The sequence below is a fragment of the Pseudonocardia sp. OZ21 genome, from assembly GCF_059359135.1.
Genome location: NZ_JCADBN010000011.1, coordinates 78,351 through 101,313, shown reverse-complemented (window position 1 = coordinate 101,313; position 22,963 = coordinate 78,351). Strand labels below are relative to the sequence as shown.

19 protein-coding genes are annotated in these 22,963 nt (G+C 73.2%); 16 read left to right on the top strand and 3 right to left on the bottom strand.

Translation table 11 applies throughout. From position 1 onward, the window contains the following. Positions 1–147: 147 nt before the first annotated feature. The 6 genes from AC5L35_RS24310 to AC5L35_RS24285 all read left to right on the top strand — a co-directional run bounded on the left by AC5L35_RS24310 (position 148) and on the right by AC5L35_RS24285 (position 8,205). On the top strand, positions 148–3,330 hold the full coding sequence (locus tag AC5L35_RS24310; RefSeq protein WP_495061995.1) for a translation initiation factor IF-2 N-terminal domain-containing protein: 3,183 nt from the start codon (positions 148–150) through the stop codon (positions 3,328–3,330). Positions 3,331–3,462: 132 nt separating this feature from the next. After that, on the top strand, positions 3,463–3,771 hold the full coding sequence (rplU, locus tag AC5L35_RS24305) for a 50S ribosomal protein L21 (RefSeq protein ID WP_169397180.1): 309 nt from the start codon (positions 3,463–3,465) through the stop codon (positions 3,769–3,771). A 12-nt stretch (positions 3,772–3,783) separates the two neighbouring features. Then, positions 3,784–4,041 (top strand): 50S ribosomal protein L27, encoded by a 258-nt coding sequence (gene rpmA / locus AC5L35_RS24300; protein WP_495061994.1) that lies wholly within the window; start codon positions 3,784–3,786, stop codon positions 4,039–4,041. Positions 4,042–4,119: 78 nt separating this feature from the next. Further along, on the top strand, positions 4,120–5,661 hold the full coding sequence (gene obgE, locus AC5L35_RS24295; protein ID WP_495061993.1) for a GTPase ObgE: 1,542 nt from the start codon (positions 4,120–4,122) through the stop codon (positions 5,659–5,661). Continuing rightward, positions 5,658–6,776, top strand: coding sequence for a glutamate 5-kinase (gene proB, locus AC5L35_RS24290; RefSeq protein ID WP_495061992.1), 1,119 nt, complete (start codon positions 5,658–5,660; stop codon positions 6,774–6,776). The genes obgE and proB overlap by 4 nt, the downstream gene beginning before the upstream one ends. 181 nt (positions 6,777–6,957) lie before the next feature. Then, entirely contained in the window at positions 6,958–8,205 is a 1,248-nt protein-coding gene (locus tag AC5L35_RS24285) for a methyltransferase domain-containing protein (protein WP_495061991.1), read from the top strand. A 20-nt stretch (positions 8,206–8,225) separates the two neighbouring features. Here AC5L35_RS24285 and AC5L35_RS24280 read toward each other — a convergent pair whose 3' ends face one another. Together AC5L35_RS24280 and AC5L35_RS24275 are read right to left on the bottom strand one after the other, a co-directional pair. Next, positions 8,226–10,343 carry a RecQ family ATP-dependent DNA helicase gene (locus AC5L35_RS24280; protein ID WP_495061990.1) on the bottom strand — a complete coding sequence of 706 codons (2,118 nt, stop codon included), beginning with the start codon at positions 10,341–10,343 and terminating at the stop codon, positions 8,226–8,228. 92 nt (positions 10,344–10,435) lie between these two features. After that, positions 10,436–11,491, bottom strand: a complete 1,056-nt coding sequence (locus AC5L35_RS24275; protein WP_495061989.1) for an NAD(P)-dependent alcohol dehydrogenase — start codon at positions 11,489–11,491, stop codon at positions 10,436–10,438. A gap of 115 nt (positions 11,492–11,606) precedes the next feature. Here AC5L35_RS24275 and AC5L35_RS24270 point away from each other — a divergent pair, with 115 nt between their 5' ends. The 4 genes from AC5L35_RS24270 (at position 11,607) to AC5L35_RS24255 (ending at position 16,298) form a co-directional block, all read left to right on the top strand. Then, a complete protein-coding gene (locus tag AC5L35_RS24270; protein ID WP_495061988.1) occupies positions 11,607–12,176 on the top strand; it encodes a TetR/AcrR family transcriptional regulator in 570 nt (189 codons plus the stop codon). A 90-nt stretch (positions 12,177–12,266) separates the two neighbouring features. Then, positions 12,267–13,142, top strand: coding sequence for an AAA family ATPase (locus tag AC5L35_RS24265; RefSeq protein ID WP_495061987.1), 876 nt, complete (start codon positions 12,267–12,269; stop codon positions 13,140–13,142). Positions 13,143–13,162: 20 nt separating this feature from the next. Next, positions 13,163–14,596, top strand: a complete 1,434-nt coding sequence (locus AC5L35_RS24260) for a vWA domain-containing protein (RefSeq protein ID WP_495061986.1) — start codon at positions 13,163–13,165, stop codon at positions 14,594–14,596. 136 nt (positions 14,597–14,732) lie between these two features. After that, entirely contained in the window at positions 14,733–16,298 is a 1,566-nt protein-coding gene (locus AC5L35_RS24255) for a M28 family metallopeptidase (RefSeq protein WP_495061985.1), read from the top strand. 101 nt (positions 16,299–16,399) lie between these two features. Here the strand turns inward: AC5L35_RS24255 and AC5L35_RS24250 are convergent, their stop codons facing one another. Next, entirely contained in the window at positions 16,400–17,179 is a 780-nt protein-coding gene (locus AC5L35_RS24250) for a maleylpyruvate isomerase family mycothiol-dependent enzyme (protein WP_495061984.1), read from the bottom strand. Between the two features lie 199 nt (positions 17,180–17,378). Here AC5L35_RS24250 and AC5L35_RS24245 point away from each other — a divergent pair, with 199 nt between their 5' ends. From AC5L35_RS24245 to AC5L35_RS24220, 6 genes are all read left to right on the top strand, one after another. Then, positions 17,379–18,287 carry an ABC transporter substrate-binding protein gene (locus AC5L35_RS24245; protein WP_495062156.1) on the top strand — a complete coding sequence of 303 codons (909 nt, stop codon included), beginning with the start codon at positions 17,379–17,381 and terminating at the stop codon, positions 18,285–18,287. Next, entirely contained in the window at positions 18,274–19,215 is a 942-nt protein-coding gene (locus tag AC5L35_RS24240) for an amino acid ABC transporter permease (RefSeq protein ID WP_495061983.1), read from the top strand. Before AC5L35_RS24245 ends, AC5L35_RS24240 begins: the two co-directional genes overlap by 14 nt. Next, positions 19,208–19,990, top strand: coding sequence for an amino acid ABC transporter ATP-binding protein (locus AC5L35_RS24235; RefSeq protein ID WP_495061982.1), 783 nt, complete (start codon positions 19,208–19,210; stop codon positions 19,988–19,990). The genes AC5L35_RS24240 and AC5L35_RS24235 overlap by 8 nt, the downstream gene beginning before the upstream one ends. After that, positions 19,987–21,747 (top strand): aminotransferase class V-fold PLP-dependent enzyme, encoded by a 1,761-nt coding sequence (locus AC5L35_RS24230; protein ID WP_495061981.1) that lies wholly within the window; start codon positions 19,987–19,989, stop codon positions 21,745–21,747. Before AC5L35_RS24235 ends, AC5L35_RS24230 begins: the two co-directional genes overlap by 4 nt. 57 nt (positions 21,748–21,804) lie before the next feature. Beyond that, positions 21,805–22,431 (top strand): alpha-ketoglutarate-dependent dioxygenase AlkB, encoded by a 627-nt coding sequence (locus AC5L35_RS24225; protein ID WP_495061980.1) that lies wholly within the window; start codon positions 21,805–21,807, stop codon positions 22,429–22,431. Between the two features lie 112 nt (positions 22,432–22,543). Next, on the top strand, positions 22,544–22,906 hold the full coding sequence (locus AC5L35_RS24220) for an SPW repeat protein (protein WP_495061979.1): 363 nt from the start codon (positions 22,544–22,546) through the stop codon (positions 22,904–22,906). Positions 22,907–22,963: the final 57 nt, after the last annotated feature.

Here is a 22,963-nt window from a genome sequence, read left to right as displayed (position 1 = left end):
TCACGGCACGTCGTCGAGCACAGACCGCCCTCCGGGGCGGAGCGAGACCAGAGGATTGCTCGTCGCGCACCGCGCGGCGAGAACAGAACTGCACGTGTCCCCGCGCGGCGGCCTCCACACGGAGGCGCCCGGGGGCGGAGGAGCTGAATGTCGAATATCGATTCGCCTGCCGGTAGCGCCGGCGGGCCGGTCACCGTACCCGGCCTGGACGAACTGCCCGAGCGGATGCGGGTGCACGCACTGGCCAAGTTGCTCGGACGCACCAGCCGCGAGGTCATGGCCGCACTCACCGACCTGGGCGTCGAGGTGCGCAGCGCGCAGTCCAGCATCGACCGCAAGTCGGCCGAGCAGGTCGTCACCGCACTGGTGCCCGGCTCCGCCGAGCCGGCGGCCGGTGCCGTCGAGCCCGTCGTGGAGGAGCCACCCGTGGCCGCCGCCGCGGCGGAGGTCGCCGCTCCGCTCGCGCCGGTGTTCGCGCCCCCCACACCGCTGTTCCAGCCGCCGACGCGCCCCGCGCGCACCCGCCGCCGGTCGGCCGACGCCGAGGCCGCACCCGCGGCCGTCGACGTCGAGCCGGAGGCTCCTGCCGGCCCGGACACCGACACGGCGCCGGCCGCCGACACCGACACCGACACCGCCGATGAGCAGGCCGCGCCGCCCGCCGCCGACGCTGACGACTCCGACGACGACGGGGCCCGCAGGCGCAGGCGCCGTGGCCGTCGTGGCCGGGGTCGCGGACGTGGCAGCGACGGCTTCGACGACGAGAGCGGCGACGACTCCGACGACTCCGACGAGCCGGCCGGCGCCGACGCCGCCGGGGCCGAGGCCGACGAGGCCGCTGCCTCCGACGAGCCGAGCGCCGAGCAGGACGACGACGGCGACCGTGAGGGCGATGACGAGGCAGGCGGCTCGCGCCGTCGCCGCCGTCGCCGTCGCCGCCGTGGGGCGGGCGACGACAGCGCCGACACGCCCGACGAGCCCGACGCGCCCAACACCGTCGTCCGGGTGCGGCAGCCGCGCGAGCAGCGCACCGACGACAGCGACGGCGACGGCGTGCAGAGCGTGCGCGGTTCGACCCGTCTCGAGGCCAAGCGCCAGCGCCGTCGCGACGGCCGCGACGCGGGGCGCCGCCGCGTCCCGATCCTGTCGGAGGCCGAGTTCCTGGCCCGCCGCGAGTCCGTCGACCGGGCCATGGTGGTGCGGGAGCACAGCAACCGCGTCGAGATCGCGGTGCTCGAGGACGACATCCTCGTCGAGCACTTCGTCACCGACCAGGGCGGCACCGGCCCGTCGATGGTCGGCAACATCTACCTCGGGCGCGTCCAGAACGTGCTGCCGAGCATGGAAGCCGCGTTCGTCGACATCGGTCGCGGTCGCAACGCCGTGCTGTACGCAGGCGAGGTCGACTGGGACGCCGCCGGTCTCGGGGGCAAGGCCCGCCGGATCGAGCAGGCGCTCTCCAGCGGCGACAGCGTGCTCGTGCAGGTCACCAAGGACCCGATCGGCCACAAGGGCGCCCGGCTCACCACGCAGATCAGCCTGGCCGGCCGCTTCCTCGTCTACGTGCCGTCCGGTGGCGCCGCCGGCATCAGCCGCAAGCTGCCCGACGTGGAGCGCAAGCGGCTCAAGGACATGCTCAAGGAGATCGTCCCCAGCGAGGCCGGCGTGATCATCCGCACGGCGTCCGAAGGCGTCAGCCACGACGCGCTGGAGCGTGACGTCCGCCGCCTGCAGGCGCAGTGGGAGGTCGTGAAGACCAGGGCCGAGCAGACCGGCCCCAACAAGCCCAAGGCGCCGGTGCTGCTCTACGAGGAGCCCGACCTGCTCCTCAAGGTCGTGCGCGACCAGTTCAACGAGGACTTCTCCCGGCTCATCGTCGAGGGCGACGACGCGTGGGACACGCTCCAGAACTACGTCGGGCACGTCGCACCCGAGCTCGCCGACCGCCTGCACCGCCACGTCGGCCCGTCCGACGTCTTCGAGGAGTACCGCATCGACGAGCAGCTGCTCAAGGCGCTCGACCGCAAGGTCTGGCTGCCGTCGGGCGGCACGCTGGTGATCGACCGCACCGAGGCGATGACGGTCATCGACGTCAACACCGGCAAGTTCACCGGCTCCGGCGGCAACCTCGAGGAGACCGTCACCCGCAACAACCTGGAGGCGTCCGAGGAGGTCGTCCGCCAGCTGCGGCTGCGTGACATCGGCGGCATCATCGTCATCGACTTCATCGACATGGTGCTCGAGGCCAACCGCGACCTGGTGCTGCGGCGGCTCACCGAGTGCCTGGCCCGCGACCGCACCCGCCACCAGGTGGCCGAGGTCACCTCGCTCGGCCTCGTGCAGATGACCCGCAAGCGGGTCGGCGGCGGACTGCTGGAGCACTTCTCCACGCCGTGCGAGCACTGCCGCGGCCGCGGTGTGCTCATCAGCACCGAGCCGCTCACCGAGAAGGCCGACTCCGCCCGCACCGAGCGCAGCGACCGCTCCGACCGCGGCGCCGACCGCGACCGCGAGGTCTCCGGCCGCCGGTCGCGTGGCCGCAACCGGCGCGGTGACGGCGACGAGCGCGGTGGCCAGCAGAACGGCGCCCACCAGGGCGGCCAGCACAACGGCGTCACCGTCGACGCGGTGTCCGCGCCCGACACGCCCGACACGTCCGACGCCGCGATCGACGTCGGCGCTCCGGCGCCGGTGGCGGAGGAGCCCGCGGTGGCCGAGCCCGCGGTGGCCGAGCCCTCGGTCGTGGTGGAGGCCCCGGTCGTGGCCGACGTGCCGGTCGCCGAGGCGGCCGACGCACCCGTGGTCGACGCGCCCGCGGTCGAGGATCCGCAGGTCGTCGAGGCGCCCGCACCCACAGGTCGCCGCTCCGGCAGCCGCCGGGTCGTGCGCCGGGGCGTGGTCGAGACCTCACCCAGCGCCGGTCCGGTCGACGTCGCCGCCGACGCGGTCGAGGAGGTCGTCGTCGAACGATCGCTCGCGGAGCAGGCCACGCCGCCGGCTCCCGCCGAGTCGGGGGAGGCAGCCGACTCCGCGGCGGCCGCCCCTTCCACCGGGGCGTCCGAGGCGAACGGGCAGTCCCGGCCCCGCCAGCGGCGCGGCCGCGTCACCCGCACGGCCGGTGCGCCTGCCGCGGCCTCGGGGGACGCACCGGTGGCGGCCGTCGTCACGGTGCCGGCCTCACCGGCAGCGGCGAGCGAGCCCGCCACACCCGTCGCGGCGCCGCCTCAGCCCGAGCCCACCGGGGCCACGCGGCCCCGGCGCACGCGCCGGGCGGCATCCCGTCCGGCCGGGCCTCCGGCCACCGGCGACAGCGGGGGAGACCCGGTTTGACCCTTGCCAAAACCCTTCCGTACCCTGGGACCCCTGCGCCGCGCTCTGTTCATCGGTTGCCGCGGCCCGCGCAGAGCTACAGAAGAGGACAGAGTTCTGTGCTTCGTCCCCCGAGCTAGGAGCAGTGCGTCGATGTACGCGATCGTCAAGACCGGCGGTAAGCAGTACAAGGTGGCCGTCGACGACGTGCTCACCGTTGAGAAGATCAAGGGTGAGCCCGGCGCGGAGGTCACCCTCCCGGCCCTGCTCCTGGTGGACGGCGACGACGTCACCACCGACGCCGAGGCGCTCGCTGCTGCGTCGGTCACCGCCACGGTCGTCGAGCACACCAAGGGCCCGAAGATCCGCATCCACAAGTTCAAGAACAAGACCGGGTACCACAAGCGTCAGGGGCATCGTCAGCCCCTGACGAAGGTCCAGGTCACCGGCATCGCGAAGTAGGGAGACGCAGCCATGGCACACAAGAAGGGTGCGTCCAGCTCGCGCAACGGGCGCGACTCCAACGCACAGCGCCTCGGCGTGAAGCGCTTCGGCGGCCAGGTCGTGGGTGCGGGCGAGATCATCGTCCGCCAGCGCGGCACCAAGTTCCACCCGGGCACGGGCGTCGGCCGCGGCGGCGACGACACGCTGTTCGCGCTCGTCGACGGAGCTGTCGAGTTCGGCTACACCCGCGGGCGCAAGGTCATCAACATCGTTCCGGCCTCCGTCTGAGGTCGGCACCACCCAGTTCTGCACAACGGCGGGCCGCCCTCGGGGTGGCCCGCCGTTGTCGTGTATGAGGAGAAGTCGATGTCGAAGTTCGTGGACCGCGTGGTGCTGCACGCCACCGCGGGGGCGGGCGGCAACGGCTGCGCCTCCGTGCACCGCGAGAAGTTCAAGCCGCTCGGCGGCCCTGACGGCGGCAACGGCGGGCGGGGCGGCTCGATCGTGCTCGTCGTCGACCCCGGAGTGCACACCCTGCTCGACTTCCACCACCGGCCGCACGCCATGGCCGGCAACGGGAAGCAGGGCCAGGGCGGGTTCCGAGCCGGGGCCAACGCAGAGGACCTGGAGCTGCGGGTCCCCGACGGCACGGTGATCTTCGACGGCAACGGCGAGATCATCGCCGACCTCGTGGGGACCGACACCCGCTTCGTCGCCGCCGAGGGCGGCCGTGGCGGGCTGGGCAACGCCGCGCTCGCCTCCGCTGCCCGCAAGGCGCCGGGGTTCGCGCTGCTCGGCGAGCCGGGTGAGAGCCGCGACCTCGTGCTTGAGCTGCGCTCGATGGCCGACGTCGGCCTCGTCGGGTTCCCCTCGGCCGGCAAGTCCTCGCTGGTCGCCGCGCTCTCCGCGGCGCGCCCGAAGATCGCCGACTACCCGTTCACCACGCTCGTGCCGCAGCTCGGGGTGGTCACCGCGGGCGAGGAGATCTTCACCGTGGCCGACGTGCCCGGACTCATCCCGGGGGCGTCCGAGGGCCGCGGCCTGGGGCTCGACTTCCTGCGCCACATCGAGCGCTGCTCGGTGCTCGTGCACGTCGTCGACTGCGCCACGTTCGAGCCCGGCCGCGATCCCGTCGCCGACGTCCAGGCGCTGGAGGACGAGCTCGCCCAGTACACCCCGGCGCTCGGCGGCGAGCTGGCCGACCGGCCGCGGCTCATCGCCCTGAACAAGATCGACGTCCCCGACGCCCAGGACATGTCCGAGATCGTCGCCGCCGAGCTCACCGAGCGCTTCGGCTGGCCGGTCTACGCGATCTCGGCCGTGAGCCGGGCCGGGCTGCGCGAGCTGACGTTCGCCATGGCCGAGCAGGTACGGGCCTACCGTGCGGCGCAGCCGATTCTCGAACCCACCCGCATCGTGCTGCGGCCGCAGGCCGTCGACGACGCCGGGTTCACGGTCGAGGCCGACCGCGAGCTCCCCGGTGGGTTCGTCGTGCTCGGGGCGCGTCCCGAGCGGTGGATCCGGCAGACGTCGTTCGACAACGACGAGGCCGTCGGGTACCTGGCCGACCGGCTCGCCCGGCTCGGCGTGGAGGACGCGCTGGCCAAGGCAGGCGCGAAGCCGGGCTGCCCGGTGACGATCGGTGACGTCACGTTCGACTGGGAGCCGAGCACCCCCGCGGGTGTCGCCGTGCTGATGTCCGGGCGTGGCACCGACCGGCGCCTGGAGCGGGACGACCGCATCGGCGCGGCCGAACGCAAGGCCGCGCGCATCGAACGGCGCAAGCCGCGCACCGACGCCGAGCTGTTCGAGGCGGAGCAGGCCGCCGAGCCGGCCCCGCCGGTCTGGGACGACGCGGTGTGGGACGAGTCCGTGAGCTCCGGGGAACGGCCCCGGACCGGGCCGTGACCGCCAGGGGGCAGCTCGCCGCGGCGCGCCGGATCGTCGTCAAGGTCGGGTCGTCCTCGCTCACCAGTCTCGACGGCGGGCTGGACCCCCTGCGGCTCGACGCGCTGGTCGACGCGCTCGCTGCCCGCCGCGCGGCGGGCAGCCAGGTGGTGCTGGTGTCGTCCGGGGCGATCGCGGCCGGGCTGGCCCCGCTCGGGCTGTCCCGCCGCCCCCGCGACCTCGCCACCCAGCAGGCCGCGGCGGCCGTCGGGCAACTGCTCCTCGCGCAGGCCTATGCCGCATCGTTCGCGCGGCACGAGCAGGCGATCGGGCAGGTGCTGCTCACCGCCGACGACATGATCCGCCGGGCCAACTACCGCAACGCCCAGCGCACGCTCGAACGCCTGCTCGGCCTCGGGGTGCTCCCGGTGGTGAACGAGAACGACACCGTCGCCACCGACGAGATCCGGGTCGGCGACAACGACCGGCTGGCCGCTCTCGTGGCCCACCTCATCGGCGCCGACGGCTTGGTGCTGCTGTCCGACGTCGACGGGCTCTACGACGGTGACCCGCGCCTGCCCGGCTCGACGCTGCTCAGCGAGGTGGATGCGCCGTCCGACCTGGAAACCGTGCAGATCGCGCGCCCCGGCCAGGGCAGCCTCGGCCGCGGCGGCATGGCCACCAAGATCACGGCGGCCGCGATGGCCGCCGCCGCGGGCATCCCGGTGCTGCTCGCGGCGTCGGAGGACGTCACCTCCGCACTCGACGCGTCGGAGGTGGGTCCCAAGGTGGGCACCGCCTTCCAGCCCTCCGGACGGCGGATGTCGGCCCGCCGGTTCTGGCTGCGCCACGCCGCGGACGTGCGCGGCTCGCTCGACCTCGACGCGGGCGCCGTGGCCGCGGTGATCGGCCGCAGGCGCTCCCTGCTCGCCGCCGGCATCCACGGCATCTCCGGCGACTTCGTGGCGGGCGACGTGGTCGACCTCGTGGGGCCGCACGGCGTCGTCGTCGCTCGCGGGGTGGTGGGCTTCGACGCCACCGAACTGCCGGCCCTGATCGGCCGCCGCTCCCGCGACCTCGCCCCCGAGCAGCGCCGCGAGGTCGTCCACGCCGACGACCTGGTCCCCCTGACCTGACCCCCGCCCCCCACCCCGCGAGTCGCCCGTTCCGCGTGCGCGAGTCGCCCGTTCCCGTCCCGCGAGTCGCCCGTTTCGCGTCCGCGAGTCGCCCGTTCCGGTTCCTGAGCCGTCCTCCACGCGCGTGTGACGGGCTCGTTCCAGGTTGTCGCCGCCCGGCGCCGCGACGAGACTCGGTGTGGTGGTTGCCGCCGATCGAGCCCGCTCCCGGATGGTCGACGCCCTCCGTGACGCCGGGCGAATCCGTTCACCGGCGGTGGAGGACGCGTTCTGTGCCGTGCCGCGCCACCTCTTCCTGCCCGGGCTCTCGATCGAGGACAGCTACGCCGATGAGGCGGTCGCGGTCCAGTTCGCCGAGGGCGTGGCCACCAGTTCGGCGTCGCAGCCGTCGATGATGGCGATCATGCTGGAGCAGCTCGACCTGCGGCCGGGACACCGGGTACTCGAGATAGGGGCGGGCACCGGCTACAACGCGGCGCTGATGACGCGGATCGTCGGCCCGACCGGCGCGGTGACCGCCGTGGACATCGACGAGGACCTCATCGCGAGGGCCGCCGTCCACCTGGCCGATGCCGGGGTCACGGACGTGGCGCTCGTGGCGGCGGACGGCGCGCTCGGGTACCCACCGCTGGCGCCCTACGACCGGGTCGTGCTGACCGTGGGCAGCAGCGACATCCGCCCCGAGTGGGTGGCCCAGCTCGCGCCGGGTGGGCGCCTGCTGCTGCCGCTCGCGGTGCGCGGCAGCCAGCTCTCCACGGCTCTCGACCTCGGCCCCGACGGGGTGCTGCGCAGCGACTCGGTGCGCAGCTGTGCGTTCATCCGGCTGCGCGGCCTCGGGGCGAGCACCGACGTCGCGTCCCGGCTGGACGGTTTCGGACTGATGCTGCAGGTGGCCGAGGACGGCCCCGGACCGGACGCGGCCGAGGTGGCCGTGGCCCTCGCCGACCCGGGCGGGCTGCTCCCGGTGCCGGTGCGGCTGGGCTCTGCTGACGTGTGGGACGGGTTCGGTCTCTGGCTGGCCCTCACCGAGCTCGGGACGTGCCGCCTGCTGGCGTCGGACGCGGAGCCGGGCCTGCCCGACGACCTGCTACCGCTGGGGCCCGGACGGGGCACCATCGCGCTGGCCACGGTCCGGGGCGAGCGTCCGTCGGGTCTGGCGATGGTGGTGGCCGGTTCGGGCCGTGCCGAGGGCGGCAGGGCCGCGCCCGTGGGGGTGCGGGTGTACGGGGCTGCGGGCCCCGCGCTCGGTGTACGGCTGCTCACCGCGCTCGAACGGTGGCTGACGGCCGGCCGGCCGGGTGCGGCGGAGTGGCGGATGGCGGCGGTGCCTGCAGGGGCGCTCCCCGAGCCGCTGCCGCCCGGGGTGGGCGTGGTCCGCAAGCAGCACTGCTGCCTGCTCCTGGACATGCCAGGGCTGCCGACGAAGTGACGAGCTGAGCTGAGGCGCGCTCAGCCGGCCAGCGCCAGTGCGAACGGCAGCACCGCGGTGGCCCCGGCCTGTCGCAGCAGCCGCGCGGCCACGGTGGCCGTCCACCCGCTGTCGATCAGGTCGTCGACGAGGAGGAGAGGGCCGCCGGGCGGCGCGAACGTGGGCGGGTCGAACGCTCCCCACACCGCCGCGAGGCGCTGGGCGCTGTTGTCGTGCGCCGCGGGGCGTGGCCCCGCAGGGACGAGCGTGCCCAGCAACGGCAGGCGACCGATCTCGGCGATCCGGCGGGCCAGGTGGTCGAGCTGGTGGGGCCGGGTGCGGGAGCCGATGCCGACCACACCGACGGGGCGCTCCTCCCAGCCCCAGCCGGCCAGCACCCGGACGCACGCGTCGAGCACGTCGGCCGGGATCGGGGCATCGGGGCCCGCCACCAGCTCGCGCAGCCGGGTGCCCCATCCGATGTCGGACAACCGCCCGATCACCCGCCCGACGTCGGCGAGCTCTCCCGCGGCGATCCGGCCGGACACCGGCACACCGAGCTCGGCCATGCCGCTCGGCCACTGCTTGCGGGGCGGTACCTCGACCCCGGGACGGGTGATCCGCTCCTCGGCCGCCGTGGCGACCCCGGCGTCGACGTCGGTGGTCCACACCTGCCCCGCGCAGTTGTCGCACCGCCCGCACGGCTGCGCGTCGGGGTCGTCGAGCTGGCGGCGCAGGAACACCAGCCGGCACTCGGCCGTCTCGAGGTACTGCAGCATCGCCTGCTGCTCGGCGTGACGGGCCTCCGCGATGCGGCGGTGGCGTTCCTCGTCGTAGACCCAGTCCTGCCCGGTGGCGACCCACCCGCCCTTGACGCGCCGGGCGGCACCGTCGCTGTCGAGCACCTTCAGCAGCATCTCCAGCCGGGTGCGCGAGAGGTCGACGCGCGTCTCGATCGCGGCGGTGGAGAGCGGTTCGGGGCCGAGCACCCGCAGCGTCTGGCGGACCAGCGGCTCCGGAGGGAAGGCGAGCGAGGCGAAGTAGGCCCAGATGTCGCGGTCCTCCCGGCCGGGCAGCAGCACCACCTCGGCCCGCTCGACGGCGCGCCCGGCGCGGCCGATCTGCTGGTAGTAGGCCACCGGCGAGGCGGGAGCGCCCAGGTGCACCACAAACCCGAGGTCGGGCTTGTCGAACCCCATCCCCAGCGCGCTCGTGGCGACCAGCGCCTTGACCCGGTTGGCCAGGAGGTCGGCCTCGGCCGCCAGCCGCTCCGCCGGATCGGTCTTGCCCGTGTAGGACGAGACCGGGACGCCCCGCTCGCGCAGGAACTCGGCGATCTCCTCGGCCGCGGCGATCGTGAGCGTGTAGATGATGCCGGCGCCGGGGAGGGCGTCGAGCTGCGCGGCGAGCCAGCCCAGCCGCTGGGCGGGCGTGGCCAGCGTGACGACGGACAGCCGGAGGCTCTCGCGGTCGAGCGAGCCGCGCAGGACCAGGGGCTCGCCCGAGGCGAGGCCCAGCTGCTCGGTGACGTCGACGACGACGCGGTCGTTGGCCGTGGCGGTGGTGGCCAGCACCGGGATGCCGCCGGGCAGGTCGGCGATGAGCGCCCGCAGGCGGCGGTAGTCGGGCCGGAAGTCGTGGCCCCAGTCGGACACGCAGTGGGCCTCGTCGACCACCAGCATCCCGGCGCTCGCGGTGAGCCGGGGCAGGACGCGGTCGCGGAAGTCGGGGTTGTTGAGGCGTTCGGGACTCACCAGCAGGACGTCCACCTCGCCGGCGTCGACAGCGGCGTAGGTGCGCTCCCAGTCGGCGGTGTTGGCCGAGTTGACCGTGACGGCGTGGATGCCGGCGCGCGCGGCGGCATCGATCTGGTTGCGCATCAGCGCCAGCAGCGGCGAGACGATGACGGTGGGCCCGGCGCCGTCGGCCCGCAGCAACGCGGTGGCCACGAAGTACACGGCGGACTTGCCCCACCCCGTGCGCTGCACCACCAGCGCGCGCCTGCGCTGCGCGACCAGCGCCTCGATGGCCGTCCACTGGTCGTCGCGCAGCCGGGCGGACGGACCGGCCAGGGTGGCCAGCACGGCCTCGGCACGGGCCCGGAGACCCGGCGGCGCCGCTGCGGGCTCCGCCGATGCTGCCTGGGGGGTTGTCGTCACCTGCCCCATGGTGGACGACAGCACCGACAGCCGGGCGGGCGGCCGCCGACGCCACCCGGCCGGGGCACCCGCGGCGTCGCGACCCGAGACCCTCAGTCGCGTGGCTGCACGGGCGCCCAACCGGTCATGTCCAGCACGAAGCGGTAGCGCACGTCGTTCGCACGCAGCCGCTTCACGGCGATCTCGACCTGGTCCGCCGGCAGCACCTCGACGTCGGCCGTGACGCGGTGCTCGGCCGCGAAGTCCAGCAACTCCTGCGTGGAACGGAGGCCGCCGCTACCGGCCGAGGCCAGCGACTTGCGCCCCACCAGCAGGCTCATCGCGTCCACGTGCCAGCCCTCTTCCGGGATGCCCAGCACACAGAGGGTGCCGTCCATCGCCAGCGCCCGCAGGTACGGGGCGGGGTCGTGGGCGGCGGATGCCGTGTCGAGGATGACGTCGTAGCGTCCGGCCACCGCGGCCATCGCCGCCTCGTCGCGGGACAGCACGACGTCGTCGACGCCCAGGGCACGGGCGGCCTCCTCCTTCCCCGGCGAGGTGGTGAACACCGTGACGCGCGCGCCCAGCGCCCTGGCGAGCTTCACGGCCAGGTGGCCGAGGCCACCGAGCCCGACGATCCCCACGTCCTTCCCCGGCCCGACGGCCCACCGGCGCAGCGGTTCCCACACCGTCACCCCGGCGCACATCAGGGGCGCGACGCCTGCCGGGTCGAGCTCCGGCGGGAGGTGATGGACGAACTTGTCCCGCGCGACGTACTCGCTCGCGTAGGCGCCCTGGGTCGGCGTCCCGTCGACGCGGTCGACGCCGCCGTACGTGGTGGTGGGGAACGCCTCGCAGTAGTTCTCCTGGCCGGCGCGACAGGCGCGGCAGGTTCCGCAGGAGTCCACGATGTTGCCCACGGCCACCAGATCGCCGACCGCGAAGCGGCTGACCTCGGATCCGACCGCGCCGACCCGGCCGACGAACTCGTGACCGGGGACGAGCGGCCGTGGGCCACCGGCGTCGATGGCGTGGAGATCGCTGTGGCACACCCCGCAGTACGTCACCTCGATCGCGACGTCGTCCGCTCGCAGGTCGCGACGGGTGAACCGCCACGGCTGCAACGGCGTTCCGGGCTCCAGCGACGCGAACCCCTGTACCTGGCGCATGTGCGTGTTCCCTACTCGGCAGAAGAAACAAACTGGTTGGTTGCTTCGACCGTACGGCCATCGGCTCCCGTAAGCAACTAACTGGTTTGTCCCCTCGCTCGCTAGGCTGGCCCCCATGCGAGACGGACAGGCCACCAGGCGCCGGTTGCTCGACGCGGCCACCGCGGAGTTCGCCACTCACGGGATCGCCGGCGCCCGGGTGGACCGGATCGCCGCTGAAGCGCAGGCGAACAAGGCGCAGATGTACGCCTACTTCGGCAGCAAGGAGGGGCTCTTCGACGCCGTGATCGAGGAGCACCTCGACCTGCTCGTCGCCACCGTCCCCAGCGACGGCAACGATCTGCCCGGCTACGCGGTGGGCCTCTACGACTTCTACCTCGAGCGGCCGGAACTGGTGCGCCTCGCCACGTGGGCCCGGCTGGAGCGCACGCCCCGCGGTGCCCTCTTCACCTCCCTGGAGGAGGCCGAGGCGGACAAGGTCGGCGCCGTGGCCCGGGCGCAGCAGGCGGGCTCCGTCACCGCGTCGGTCGACGCGGCCGAGATCCACCGGCTCGTCGTCGCCCTCTCCGTCACCTGGGGACCCGCCAGCCTCACCTACACCGCCGACCGGAGCGAGGACGAGGCCGTCCACGAGCAGCGCCGTCGCATCCTGGCCGAGACCGTACGGCGGGCCTTCGCGCCCTGACTCGCGCCCACTCGCGGGCGCCGCCGCGATCTTGTGCGCGGCGCGACCTGCGCTGGGCGAAGCGATGTTCTGCAAGGCAGGATGAGGTCGATGAGTGCTCCCCAGTCCCCGCTGTTCGGCTCGGTCGCGGACGTGGCCGAGCGGCTGGCAGGCGTCGGTTACCTCGCCTCCACGGCCGTCGCCACCACCGTGTACCTGGCCGACCGGCTGGGCAAGCCGCTGCTCGTGGAGGGGCCGGCGGGCGTCGGGAAGACCGAGCTGGCCAAGTCCGTGGCCGCGGCTACCGGCGCGGGCCTCGTGCGGCTGCAGTGCTACGAGGGCATCGACGAGGCCCGTGCGCTCTACGAGTGGAACCACGCCAAGCAGTTGCTGCGCATCACCGCCGGTCAGGGGCGGGAGTCCTGGGACGACACCCGCGACGACGTCTTCTCCGAGGAGTTCCTGCTCCCGCGCCCGCTGCTCACCGCGATCCGGCGCACCGAGCCCACCGTGCTGCTCGTCGACGAGATGGACAAGGCCGACGTCGAGGTGGAGGGCCTGCTGCTGGAGGTGCTCTCCGACTTCCAGGTCACGGTCCCCGAGATGGGCACCATCACCGCGTCCCGGCGGCCGTTCGCGCTGCTCACCTCCAACTCCACGCGTGAGCTCTCCGAGGCGCTGAAGCGCCGCTGCCTCTTCCTGTACCTCGACTTCCCCGACGCCGACCTGGAACGGCGCATCGTGCTCAGCCGTGTCCCGGAGCTCGCCGAGTCGCTGGTGGACGCCCTGGTGCGCACCGTCCGCGTGCTGCGCGGGCTGGAGCTGCGCAAGGCCCCCTCGGTGGCGGAGACGATCGACTGGGGCCGCACCCTGCTCGCGCTGGGGCTCGACACCCTCGACGACGACACCGTGCGCGCCACGCTCGGCGTGGTGCTGAAACACCAGTCCGACGCGGTGAAGGCCGCTGCGGAGCTGCGCTTGAACTGATCGGCGGTAATCATGGGGTGGTGGACACCGCGGTGAGCATCGGCTCGGAGCACGGCCTGCCCGGGCACCTCGTCGAGTTCGTCACCGCGCTGCGCCGCCACGGCGTGTCCGTCGGGCCGGGGGAGACCGTGGACGCCGCACGCGTGCTCGGTGTTCTCGACCTGATCCACCGAGAGCACGTCCGGGAAGGGCTCGCCGCCGCGCTGCTGCGCCGCTCCGGTCAGCGACAGGTGTTCGACACGCTCTTCGAGCTGTACTTCCCGGCGGCGCTGGGGGTGGGGTCCGCGGAGGTCGAGGTCCCCCGCGTGGATGACACCGCCGACGGACCGGTGGACGTCGACGCGCTGCGGGACATCCTCGCCGACCTGCTGCGCGACGGCGACACCGCGGCGCTCGCCGAGCTGGCGCGCGCCGTGGTCGACGCGCTCGGGCGCTCGGGCGCGTCCGGCACCGGAGTGCGGGGGGCGGGCGGCCAGCCCAGCTGGTCGGCCTACCAGGCGCTGCGGGTGCTCTCACCCGAGACGCTGCTGGCCCGGATCCTGGACGAGCTGAGGGCGCGCGGCACCGAGGGGGACGCGTTCTCCGACGAGGTGCGGCGCCGCGAGATCCGCGACCGCATCGCCGCGTTCCGGAAGATGGTCACCGACGAGGTGCGGCGGCGGACCGCCGAGCAGCGCGGACGTGACCAGGTGGCGAAGACGGCCGTGCCGAAGCAGGCCGAGCAGGTGGAGTTCCTCTCCGCCCACGCCGAGCAGCTCGCGCAGCTTCGCCGCACCGTGCACCCGCTCGCCCGCAGGCTCGCGTCCCGGCTGGCCGTGCGCCGCAAGCACGCCAGGCGCGGCACGCTCGACATGCGCCGGACGCTGCGCCGCTCGATGTCCACCGGCGGCGTGCCGATGCGCCCGGCCTATCGCAAGCGCCGTCCGGGTCGCCCGGAGCTGGTGGTGCTCTGTGACGTCTCCGGTTCGGTGGCCGGGTTCAGCCACTTCACGCTGCTGCTGGTGCAGGCCCTGCGCGAGCAGTTCAGCAAGGTGCGGGTGTTCGCGTTCGTCGAGCGTGCCGATGAGGTGACCCACTTGTTCGACCCCGGGGCGGAGCTGTCCGGGGTGATGCAGCGGGTGCTGCGGGAGGCCGACCTCGTCGCATTCGACGGCCACAGCGACTACGGCGGCTCCTTCGGCAGCTTCGCCGAGCACTGGGGCGACGCGGTGACGTCGAAGACCTCGCTGCTGGTGCTCGGGGACGCGCGCACCAACTACCGCGACCCCAACCTCGCCGTGCTCGGACGACTGGTGGGCCGGGCGCGGCATGCGCACTGGCTCAACCCGGAGCCGCGCCGCCAGTGGGGCGCCGGCGACTCCGCCGCTCTGCGCTACGCGGACGTGCTGCCGATGCACGAGTGCCGCACGGCCGCGCAGCTCGCCGATGTGGTGGAGGGCCTGCTCCCGGTCTGACCCGACCGGGAGCGTTGGTAGCACATGAGTACCAAGCGGATCCAGCACTTGACTCTGCGTGACAAAGATCGCATTCTCCTCCATCGGAGTGACCCCCACAACAGGGGTCACCGTGACGAAACGTGGAGCGCCATACATGACCGCAGCCACGCGACCCCGTCGATCACGGGTCGTCGCCGCATCCACAGCCGGGCTCCTCGCCCTCGCCGGCTCCGTGCTCACCGCCGCGCCGGCGTCCGCGGCACCGGCCGGATGCGACAACCGCACCAACGACTCCGTGGAGAAGCTCCTCGAGTGCGTCACCGTGGAGGGTGTGCGTGCCCACCTGCAGGCGTTCCAGGACATCGCCGACGCCCACGACGGCACCCGTGCCTCCGGCACCGACGGCTATGACGCGTCGGTGCAGTACGTGGCCGACCAGGCGCGCGAGGCCGGGCTGACCGTCACCACCCAGGACTTCGAGTTCCCCTTCTTCCAGCTCAACAGCGCCGCGTTCGCGCAGACCGCGCCCGCGGAGGCCGCCTACGCCGAGGGCACCGACTTCACCACGATGACGTTCTCCGGCAGCGGCGACGTGACCGGCACCGCGGTGCCGGTGGACCTGTTGCTGCCCTCGGTCGGCGGCTCCACGAGCGGCTGTGAGGCGGCCGACTTCGCCGGGTTCCCCGCCGGCGGGATCGCGTTGCTCCAGCGCGGGACGTGCGACTTCGGTGTGAAGGCCACCAACGCCGCGGCGGCAGGCGCGGCGGGCGCGGTGATCATGAACGAAGGCAACGCCCCCGACCGCACCGAGGTCCTCGAGGGCACGCTCGGGGCGCCGCTCGCCATCCCGGTGGTGGGCACGACGTTCGCGCTCGGTGAGTCGCTGCAGAACGCCACGGTGAACCTGCAGGTGGACGCGATCAGCGAGAACCGCACCACCACCAACGTGTTCGCCGAGACCGCCAAGGGCGGCGGCGACACCGTGCTGATGGTCGGCGCACACCTCGACTCGGTGCCGGAAGGCCCGGGGATCAACGACAACGGCAGCGGCAGCGCCTCGATCCTCGAGGTGGCCACCCTCATGGGGAAGGCCAAGCCGACCGCCACCGTGCGGTTCGCCTGGTGGGGAGCCGAGGAGCTCGGACTGCTCGGGTCGGAGCACTACGTGGCGTCGCTGCCGCAGCCCGAGCGGGCCCGGATCGCGGGCTACCTGAACTTCGACATGGTGGGCTCGCCCAACTTCGTACGCTTCGTCTACGACGGCGACAACTCCGACGCCGTGGGCGCGGGCCCCGGACCGGCCGGATCCGCGGCGATCGAGGACGTGTTCGAGAAGTTCTTCGCCGACCGCGGCCTCGCCAGCGAGGGCACCGACTTCGACGGGCGCTCGGACTACGGGCCGTTCATCGCCGCCGGGATCCCCGCAGGCGGGCTGTTCACCGGTGCGGAGGGCCTGAAGACCCCGGAGCAGGCGGCCACCTACGGCGGCACGGCCGGGGCGGCGTACGACCCCTGCTACCACCAGGCCTGCGACACCATCGCCAACATCAACGACACCGCGCTGGACGAGCACGCCGACGCCATCGCGTACTCGACCTTCACGCTGGCGTCCGACCCGGCGCTGATCACGGGCGCCGCGCCCGCGGCGCCGAGCGGGCCGACCGGCGCGACCGTGGGCGGTGGCGGGCTGGCTCACGACCACGGAGGGCTCCGCTCCTGACGATCCCGCACTGACGATCCCCTGCTGATCGAGATCCCCGCGTCGCCGGCACGCCCCTGCGTGCCGGCGACGCGGCGTCATGGGGCATCAGGTCACCGGCGTCAGTCGGTGCCGGTGCGCAGCGCGAACCGCTCGGCAACCGCCAGGTCGCCGGTGACCTCCAGGGCGCCGGCCGGACGGCGTCGGTAGAGGTAGAGCAGCAGGTCGGAGGCGGTTGCCCGGACCACGGCGTCCGCGCCTCCGCCGTCGGTGTCCGCGCCGCCCAGCCGTTGCCAGCGCGCTGCACCCTCGTGGTCCTCCCCGGCCTGCCACCGGAACCCGGTGTCGACCGCGACCAGGTGCAGCGTGCCGCCGACGGGCGCCGCGTCGTCGGCCCGGAACGGCGTGCTGACCTCGAGGAACTCCTCCACGGCATCGGTGGCCGCCGCGGCGTCGAGAGGGCTCTCCCGGCCGGTGGCCCGTTCGGCGTCCCACCGGTGGACGGCGGCCTCCTGCACCTGATGGCGCACCACGAACCCCGCGTCGCGCCGGGCGGCCCAGGTGTAGACCGGCTCCCCTGGCTCGGCGCCGCGCAGTGACTCGACGAGCCCGGCGACGCCGGCCCGCAGTCCCGGGACCAGCCCGTCGTCCTCCGGGCGCACCGGGTCGGGCACCGTGGCCGGATCCTGCACGCGGCCGGCGACGATCGCCCCCCAGAAGTGCTGCACCTCGAGCAGGTGCCAGACCAGGTCGGCAACCGACCAGTCCGGACAGCCCGGCACGGGGGAGGCGAGGTGCCCCTCTGCGGCGTCGGCGAGGGCGAGGGTGTCGGCCTCGATGTGGCGGAACGGATCGAACTCGGTGGCGAGCCCGTAGGCGGCGCGATGGCCGGTGATCGTCACGAGCGGGACCGTAACCGCAGGGTCCGACAACCTCGGGAGGGCTTCAACAGTCTGTTGACCTCTTCAACGGGCAGTTGTACCGTCTGCCTCCATCGCGCCCGCTCCCCAGCTCGTGGAGGTACCCGTGTCCGTCCTGCAGCAGAGCTCCACGGGCCGAACGCGGCCTGGCGGCTGGCGACTCGCCGCGATCGCCGGGCTCATGACCATCGCCGTCGCCGCGTGCGGGGGTGGCACGGACGACGGGGCGGGCGCGCCGGCAGCCGCTCCCGCGGGGGGTGGCGCCGTCCCCGACACGTCCTCGGTGCTGGCGGGGGTCCAGAAGGACGCGCAGCTCGCCGCCACCTTGCCGCCCGCGATCGCGCAGGCGGGCAAGCTGACGATCGGCTCGAACCTCCAGTCGGCGCCCAACAACTTCTACGCGGCCGACGGCACCACCCCCATCGGTTACGAGGTCGATCTCGCGAAGGCCGTCGCGGCGAAGCTGGGGGTCACCGTCGCCTACCAGGACATGGCGTTCGGCTCCCTCATCACGAGCCTCCAGTCCGGCCGGGTGGACCTCACGATGGCCGCGATGAACGACACCGCCGAGCGTCAGAAGCAGATCGACTTCGTGGACTACTTCACGTCGGGCATCACGATCATGGTCAAGAAGGGCAACCCGGACGGCGTCACGGGCCCGGACACCCTGTGCGGCAAGGCCGTCGCGGTGGTGCAGGGCACGAGCCACCAGGAGTTCGCCACCGAGCAGAGTGCGAAGTGCGTCCAGGCCGGCACGGGGCCGATCACGATCACCGCCACCGACAGCGACACGCAGAACCAGAACCAGCTCCGCACCGGCCGGGTCGCGGCCATCCTCAACGACCTTCCCAGCGCGGTCTACATCTCGCGCACCGCGGGCGACGGGGAGTTCTTCGAGGTCGTCCCCGGGGAGCCGATCAACGGCGGCCCGTACGGGATCGGCGTGAACAAGACCAACGCCCCGCTCACCGAGGCGGTCCGCGGTGCGCTCCAGTCACTGGTGGCCGACGGCACCTACGCCAAGATCCTCGACGCCTGGGGCGTCCAGCAGGGAGCCGTCGCGCAGGTGGGCGTCAATGGCGGAAGCTGACGTGCAGGACGGCCGCGCGCTCGCGGTCGGCGGCGAACTGCCGATCGTCCGGCTCCGGCACTGGGGGCGCTGGGTCAGTGGCGTCGTCGTCCTCGGTCTGCTCGCCCTGCTCGGGGTCGCGCTGGCCCAGGCTCAGGTCCAGTACGGGTCGGTGCCGGAGTTCCTCTGGTACCGGGTGATCCTGGTCGGCCTGCTGAACACCGTGGTGCTCGCGGTGGTCGCCCAGGGCTCGGCGATCGTGATCGGTGTCGTGATCGCCCTGATGCGGCGGTCGGTCAACCCCGTGGCCCGCTGGTTCGCCGCGGCCTACATCTGGCTCTTCCGCGGTCTTCCGGTGCTGCTCCAGATCCTGATCTGGTACAACCTCGCGCTGGTCTTCACCTACATCTCGATCCCGCTGCCGTTCGGCGGCTACCTGCTGCACGAGCAGACCAACGTGCTGGTCACCGCGTTCGTCGCGGCGCTGCTCGGCCTGGCGCTGAACGAGAGCGCCTACATGGCCGAGATCGTCCGCGCCGGGCTCAACAGCGTGGATCCGGGCCAGGCCGAGGCGGCGAAGTCGATCGGGATGGGCCCACTGCTGACGCTGCGCCGGGTGGTGCTGCCCCAGGCCATGCGGGTGATCATCCCGCCCACCGGCAACGACTTCATCAACATGCTCAAGGGCACGTCGATCGCGTCCGTCATCGGGGTCACCGAGCTGATCCACGCGGCCAACAACATCTCGTCCAACAACCTGCTGGTGATGGAGACGCTGCTGGCCGCCGCGATCTGGTACATGGTCGTGGTCACGGTCGCCGGCGTCGGCCAGCACTACCTGGAGCGCGCGTTCGGCGCGGCCGACCGCACCGGCTCGGCGAGCGGTCCGTGGTCCCGGGCCGCCCGGGCCCTGCGCACCGCACCGACGGTGAGGAGCCGGGATGTCTGACGCCGTGCTCCAACAGCCACCGCTGCTGCGCGCCGTGGGCGTGCGCAAGCGGTTCGGCGACACGGAGGTGCTGCGCGGGATCGACCTGACCGTGTCCAAGGGGAAGGTGGTCTGCCTGCTCGGCCCGTCCGGCGCGGGCAAGAGCACCTTCCTGCGGTGCATCAACCACCTCGAGACGATCGACGGCGGCCAGGTCTGGGTGGACGGCGAGCCGATCGGCTTCCGGCTGCGTCACGGCAAGCTCTACGAGCTGCCCGAACGCGAGGTGGCCAAGCAGCGCAGGCACATCGGCATGGTGTTCCAGCGGTTCAACCTGTTCGCCCACCGCACCGTCCTCGAGAACGTGGCGGAAGGACCCATCCGGGTTCTCGGCACGGCTCCTGGCGACGCCCGGCGGGAGGCGCTCGCCCTGCTCGACCGGGTGGGCCTCGCGCACCGGGCGGACGCCTACCCCGGGCAGCTCTCGGGCGGGCAGCAGCAGCGGGTGGCCATCGCGAGGTCGCTGGCGATGAAGCCCAAGCTGATGCTCTTCGACGAGCCCACCTCGGCGCTCGACCCCGAGCTTGTCGGGGAGGTGCTGGAGGTGATGCGGGCGTTGGCCGCCGAGGACATGACGATGATCGTCGTGACCCACGAGATGGGCTTCGCCAGAGAGGTCGCCGACGAGGTGGTGTTCATGGTCGACGGAGCCGTGGTCGAGACCGGGCCGCCGAGCCAGGTGCTGGCTGCGCCGCAGCACGAGCGCACCCGGCAGTTCCTGGCCCGGGTCCTGTGACGGGCACGCTGCCGGTCGCCCGGCTCTCGCCCCGCTACCTCGCCCAGTTCGACGAGCCGGCCGGGTACCTCGACTTCGCGCGGTTCGGGCCCCCGTCGCACGCGGTTCTCGACACCACGGCGCATCTGCTGGAGCTGTCGACGAAGGCCGGCCCCACCACGGTGGACGAGCTGATGCGACAGGAGGTGCGCGCGAAGGCGGCCGCGGCCCGGATGTGCGGCAGCGACACCGACCACGTCGTGCTCGTGCCCAACACCAGCACGGGCCTCTTCCAGGCGGCGTTCCACGCGCCGGGCGGCGAGGTCCTCGTGCCGGTGGCGGAGTTCCCGTCCAACACCTACCCCTGGGCGCGCGCCGAGCAGGTGGGTCGCGCGCGCGTGCGTCCGCTGTCCCCGCCGGGCGGACACGTCACCGCCGACGCGGTCGCGGCCGCACTCACCGACGACATCACCGTGGTCTCCGTGAGCGCGGTCGACTTCCGCACCGGGTACCTGGCGGATCTCGCCGCGATCCGGGACGTGGCGGGCGACCGGCTGCTCGTGGTCGACGGCATCCAGGGGTTCGGTGTCGTCGACGCGCCGTGGGAGGTGGCCGACGTGCTCGTGGTCGGCGGGCAGAAATGGCTTCGTGCCGGGTGGGGCACCGGCTTCGCCGTGCTGTCGGACCGGGCGCTGGAGCGGATGGACCAGGTGCTGTCGGGCTGGACCGGAGCCCGCGACCCGGGGCTGTTCGACGACGAGATCCACCCGCCTGCCCGCACCGCCGCTGCCTGGTCGATCAGCAACCTCAGCCCGGTCACCTCGGGAGCCTTCGCCGCGGCCCTCGAACTGGTGGAGGACGTCGGCGTGCCGGCGGTCGAGGCCCGGATCCGGGAGCGGGTGGGGGAGCTGGAGGAGGCCCTGCGGTCGGTGGGCGCCCGGATCGTCTCCTCCACGGGGCGGCGGGCCGGGATCCTGGCCTTCGAGCTGCCCGGGCATCCGGCCGAGCAGGTCGGCGCCGCGCTGGCCGCCGAGGGGCTCGCCGCGACCGTCCGCCCCGAGCACGTCCGGCTGTCACCGCACGCCTCCACCCCCGCCTCGGCCGCCGAACACGTCCGCGTGGCGCTGGCCCGTCTCACCCGGCTGGCACCCCCGGGATCCCGCTTCCCGGCCGACCCACCTGCCGAGGCGTCACACGCCCTGCTCGCCGCGCTGGTGCCTGCGGTCTCCGGCCTGGCCACGATGCTCGGCCCGGGCACGGAGGTGGTGCTGCACGACCTGTCCCGGCTGCCCGACTCGATCATCGCGGTGGCCGGCGACCTGACCGGCCGCACTCCGGGCGGCCCGATCACCGACCTGCTGCTCGGCCTGGTGCGCCGCGGCACCACGCACGACCTCACCGACTACGAGACGCACGGACCGGACGGGCGGCCGATCCGGTCGTCCACGATGTTCCTGCGCGACGAGAACGGGGTCGCGGTGGGCTGCCTGTGCATCAACAGCGAACGGCCGGCCACGGTGGGCGCCACGCGCGACGGGGAACGGCGTGAGTCGTTCCCCCCGGACGTCGACAGCCTGCAGCGGTTCCTGGTGGATCACGCCATCGACCGCACCGGGGTCCCGGTGGAGCTGATGAAGAAGAGCCACAAGGCAGCCGTGGTGCAGGAGCTGGACGAGGCGGGCTACTTCCTGATCAAGGACGCGGTCGACAGCCTCGCCGCCGAGCTGGCCGTCACCCGGTACACGATCTACAACTACCTCAACGAGGTCCGCCGATAGCACCTCTCCGCGTGATCGAGATCGAACTGATGTTCGATTCGAGGTAGCGTCGCCTGCGTGTCGCCCTTCGACCTCGCCTGGCAGCCGTCGCTGCTCGACGCCGCCGCTGACGGCGTCGAGATCGACGCGGCCTTCTCCGAGGTCCGACGCCGTGGGCTGGGGGAGGGGGCGTGGGTCGACCACGGGCCCGGCTGGTGTCGTGGCGCCGACGGGCTCTTCGCCCACCTCCTCGACGCCACGCCGTGGTCCGGCCGGGACGTGCGGATGTACGACCGGATCGTGCCGGAGCCGCGCCTCACCCATCGCTGGCGCCTCGATGACGGACCTGCCCCGCCCGCGGAGCTGTGCGAGATGGCGCGGGTGTTGAGCGAGCGGTACGGCGTCGCGTTCACGCAGGTGGGCGTCAACCTCTACCGGGGCGGTTCCGACAGTGTCGCCTGGCATGGTGATCGGGTCGCCCGGGATCTTCCGGAGGCGATCGTCGCCCTGGTCTCGCTCGGTGCGGTCCGCCCGTTCCGGCTGCGTCCCACTGGTGGAGGCGCGTCGATCGGGTACCTCCCCGGGCCGGGTGATCTTCTCGTGATGGGCGGCTCCTGCCAGCGCACGTGGCAGCACTCCGTGCCCAAGACGCGTCTGACCGGGCCGCGCATCAGCATCCAGTTCCGGCACGCCTACCAGCGCTGACGGGTGTGGCGGAGGTCTCTGCCGGATCCTCGTCCGTGAACTTGACCGGGCGGCCAGTCAGGCGCAACATCAAGTCATTGGATCTCATCTCCACGAGGGAAGGGTGATCGCGATGACCGCAAGGTCATGGCACCGGTGGCAGGACTGGGCAGCGCTCGTGATCGGCGTGCTGACGCTCCTGTCGCCGATCGTGGTGAGCACTGACGCCACCGCGTTGTGGACGCTCATCGTGTTCGGAGTGGTGATCGCCGGCACCGCGCTCTGGTCGCTGGCGCAGCCGGGTTCGGTGGCCAGTGAGTACGTGCACGCGGTGCTCGGCGTGCTGTTGTTCATCTCGCCGTGGGTGCTGGGCTACAGCGCCCTGGACGGGGCGTCCTGGACGTCCTGGGTCGCCGGCGTGCTGACGGTCGCCGTGGGGCTCGCCGCCCTGCCGGCCGCCAACGCGGAGCACCGGGGGCTGGCCGGACAGCACTGAACCGGTAGCAGGAAGATCGATCCACAGCACGGCCGTGGCCCGGTTGGCCACGGCCGT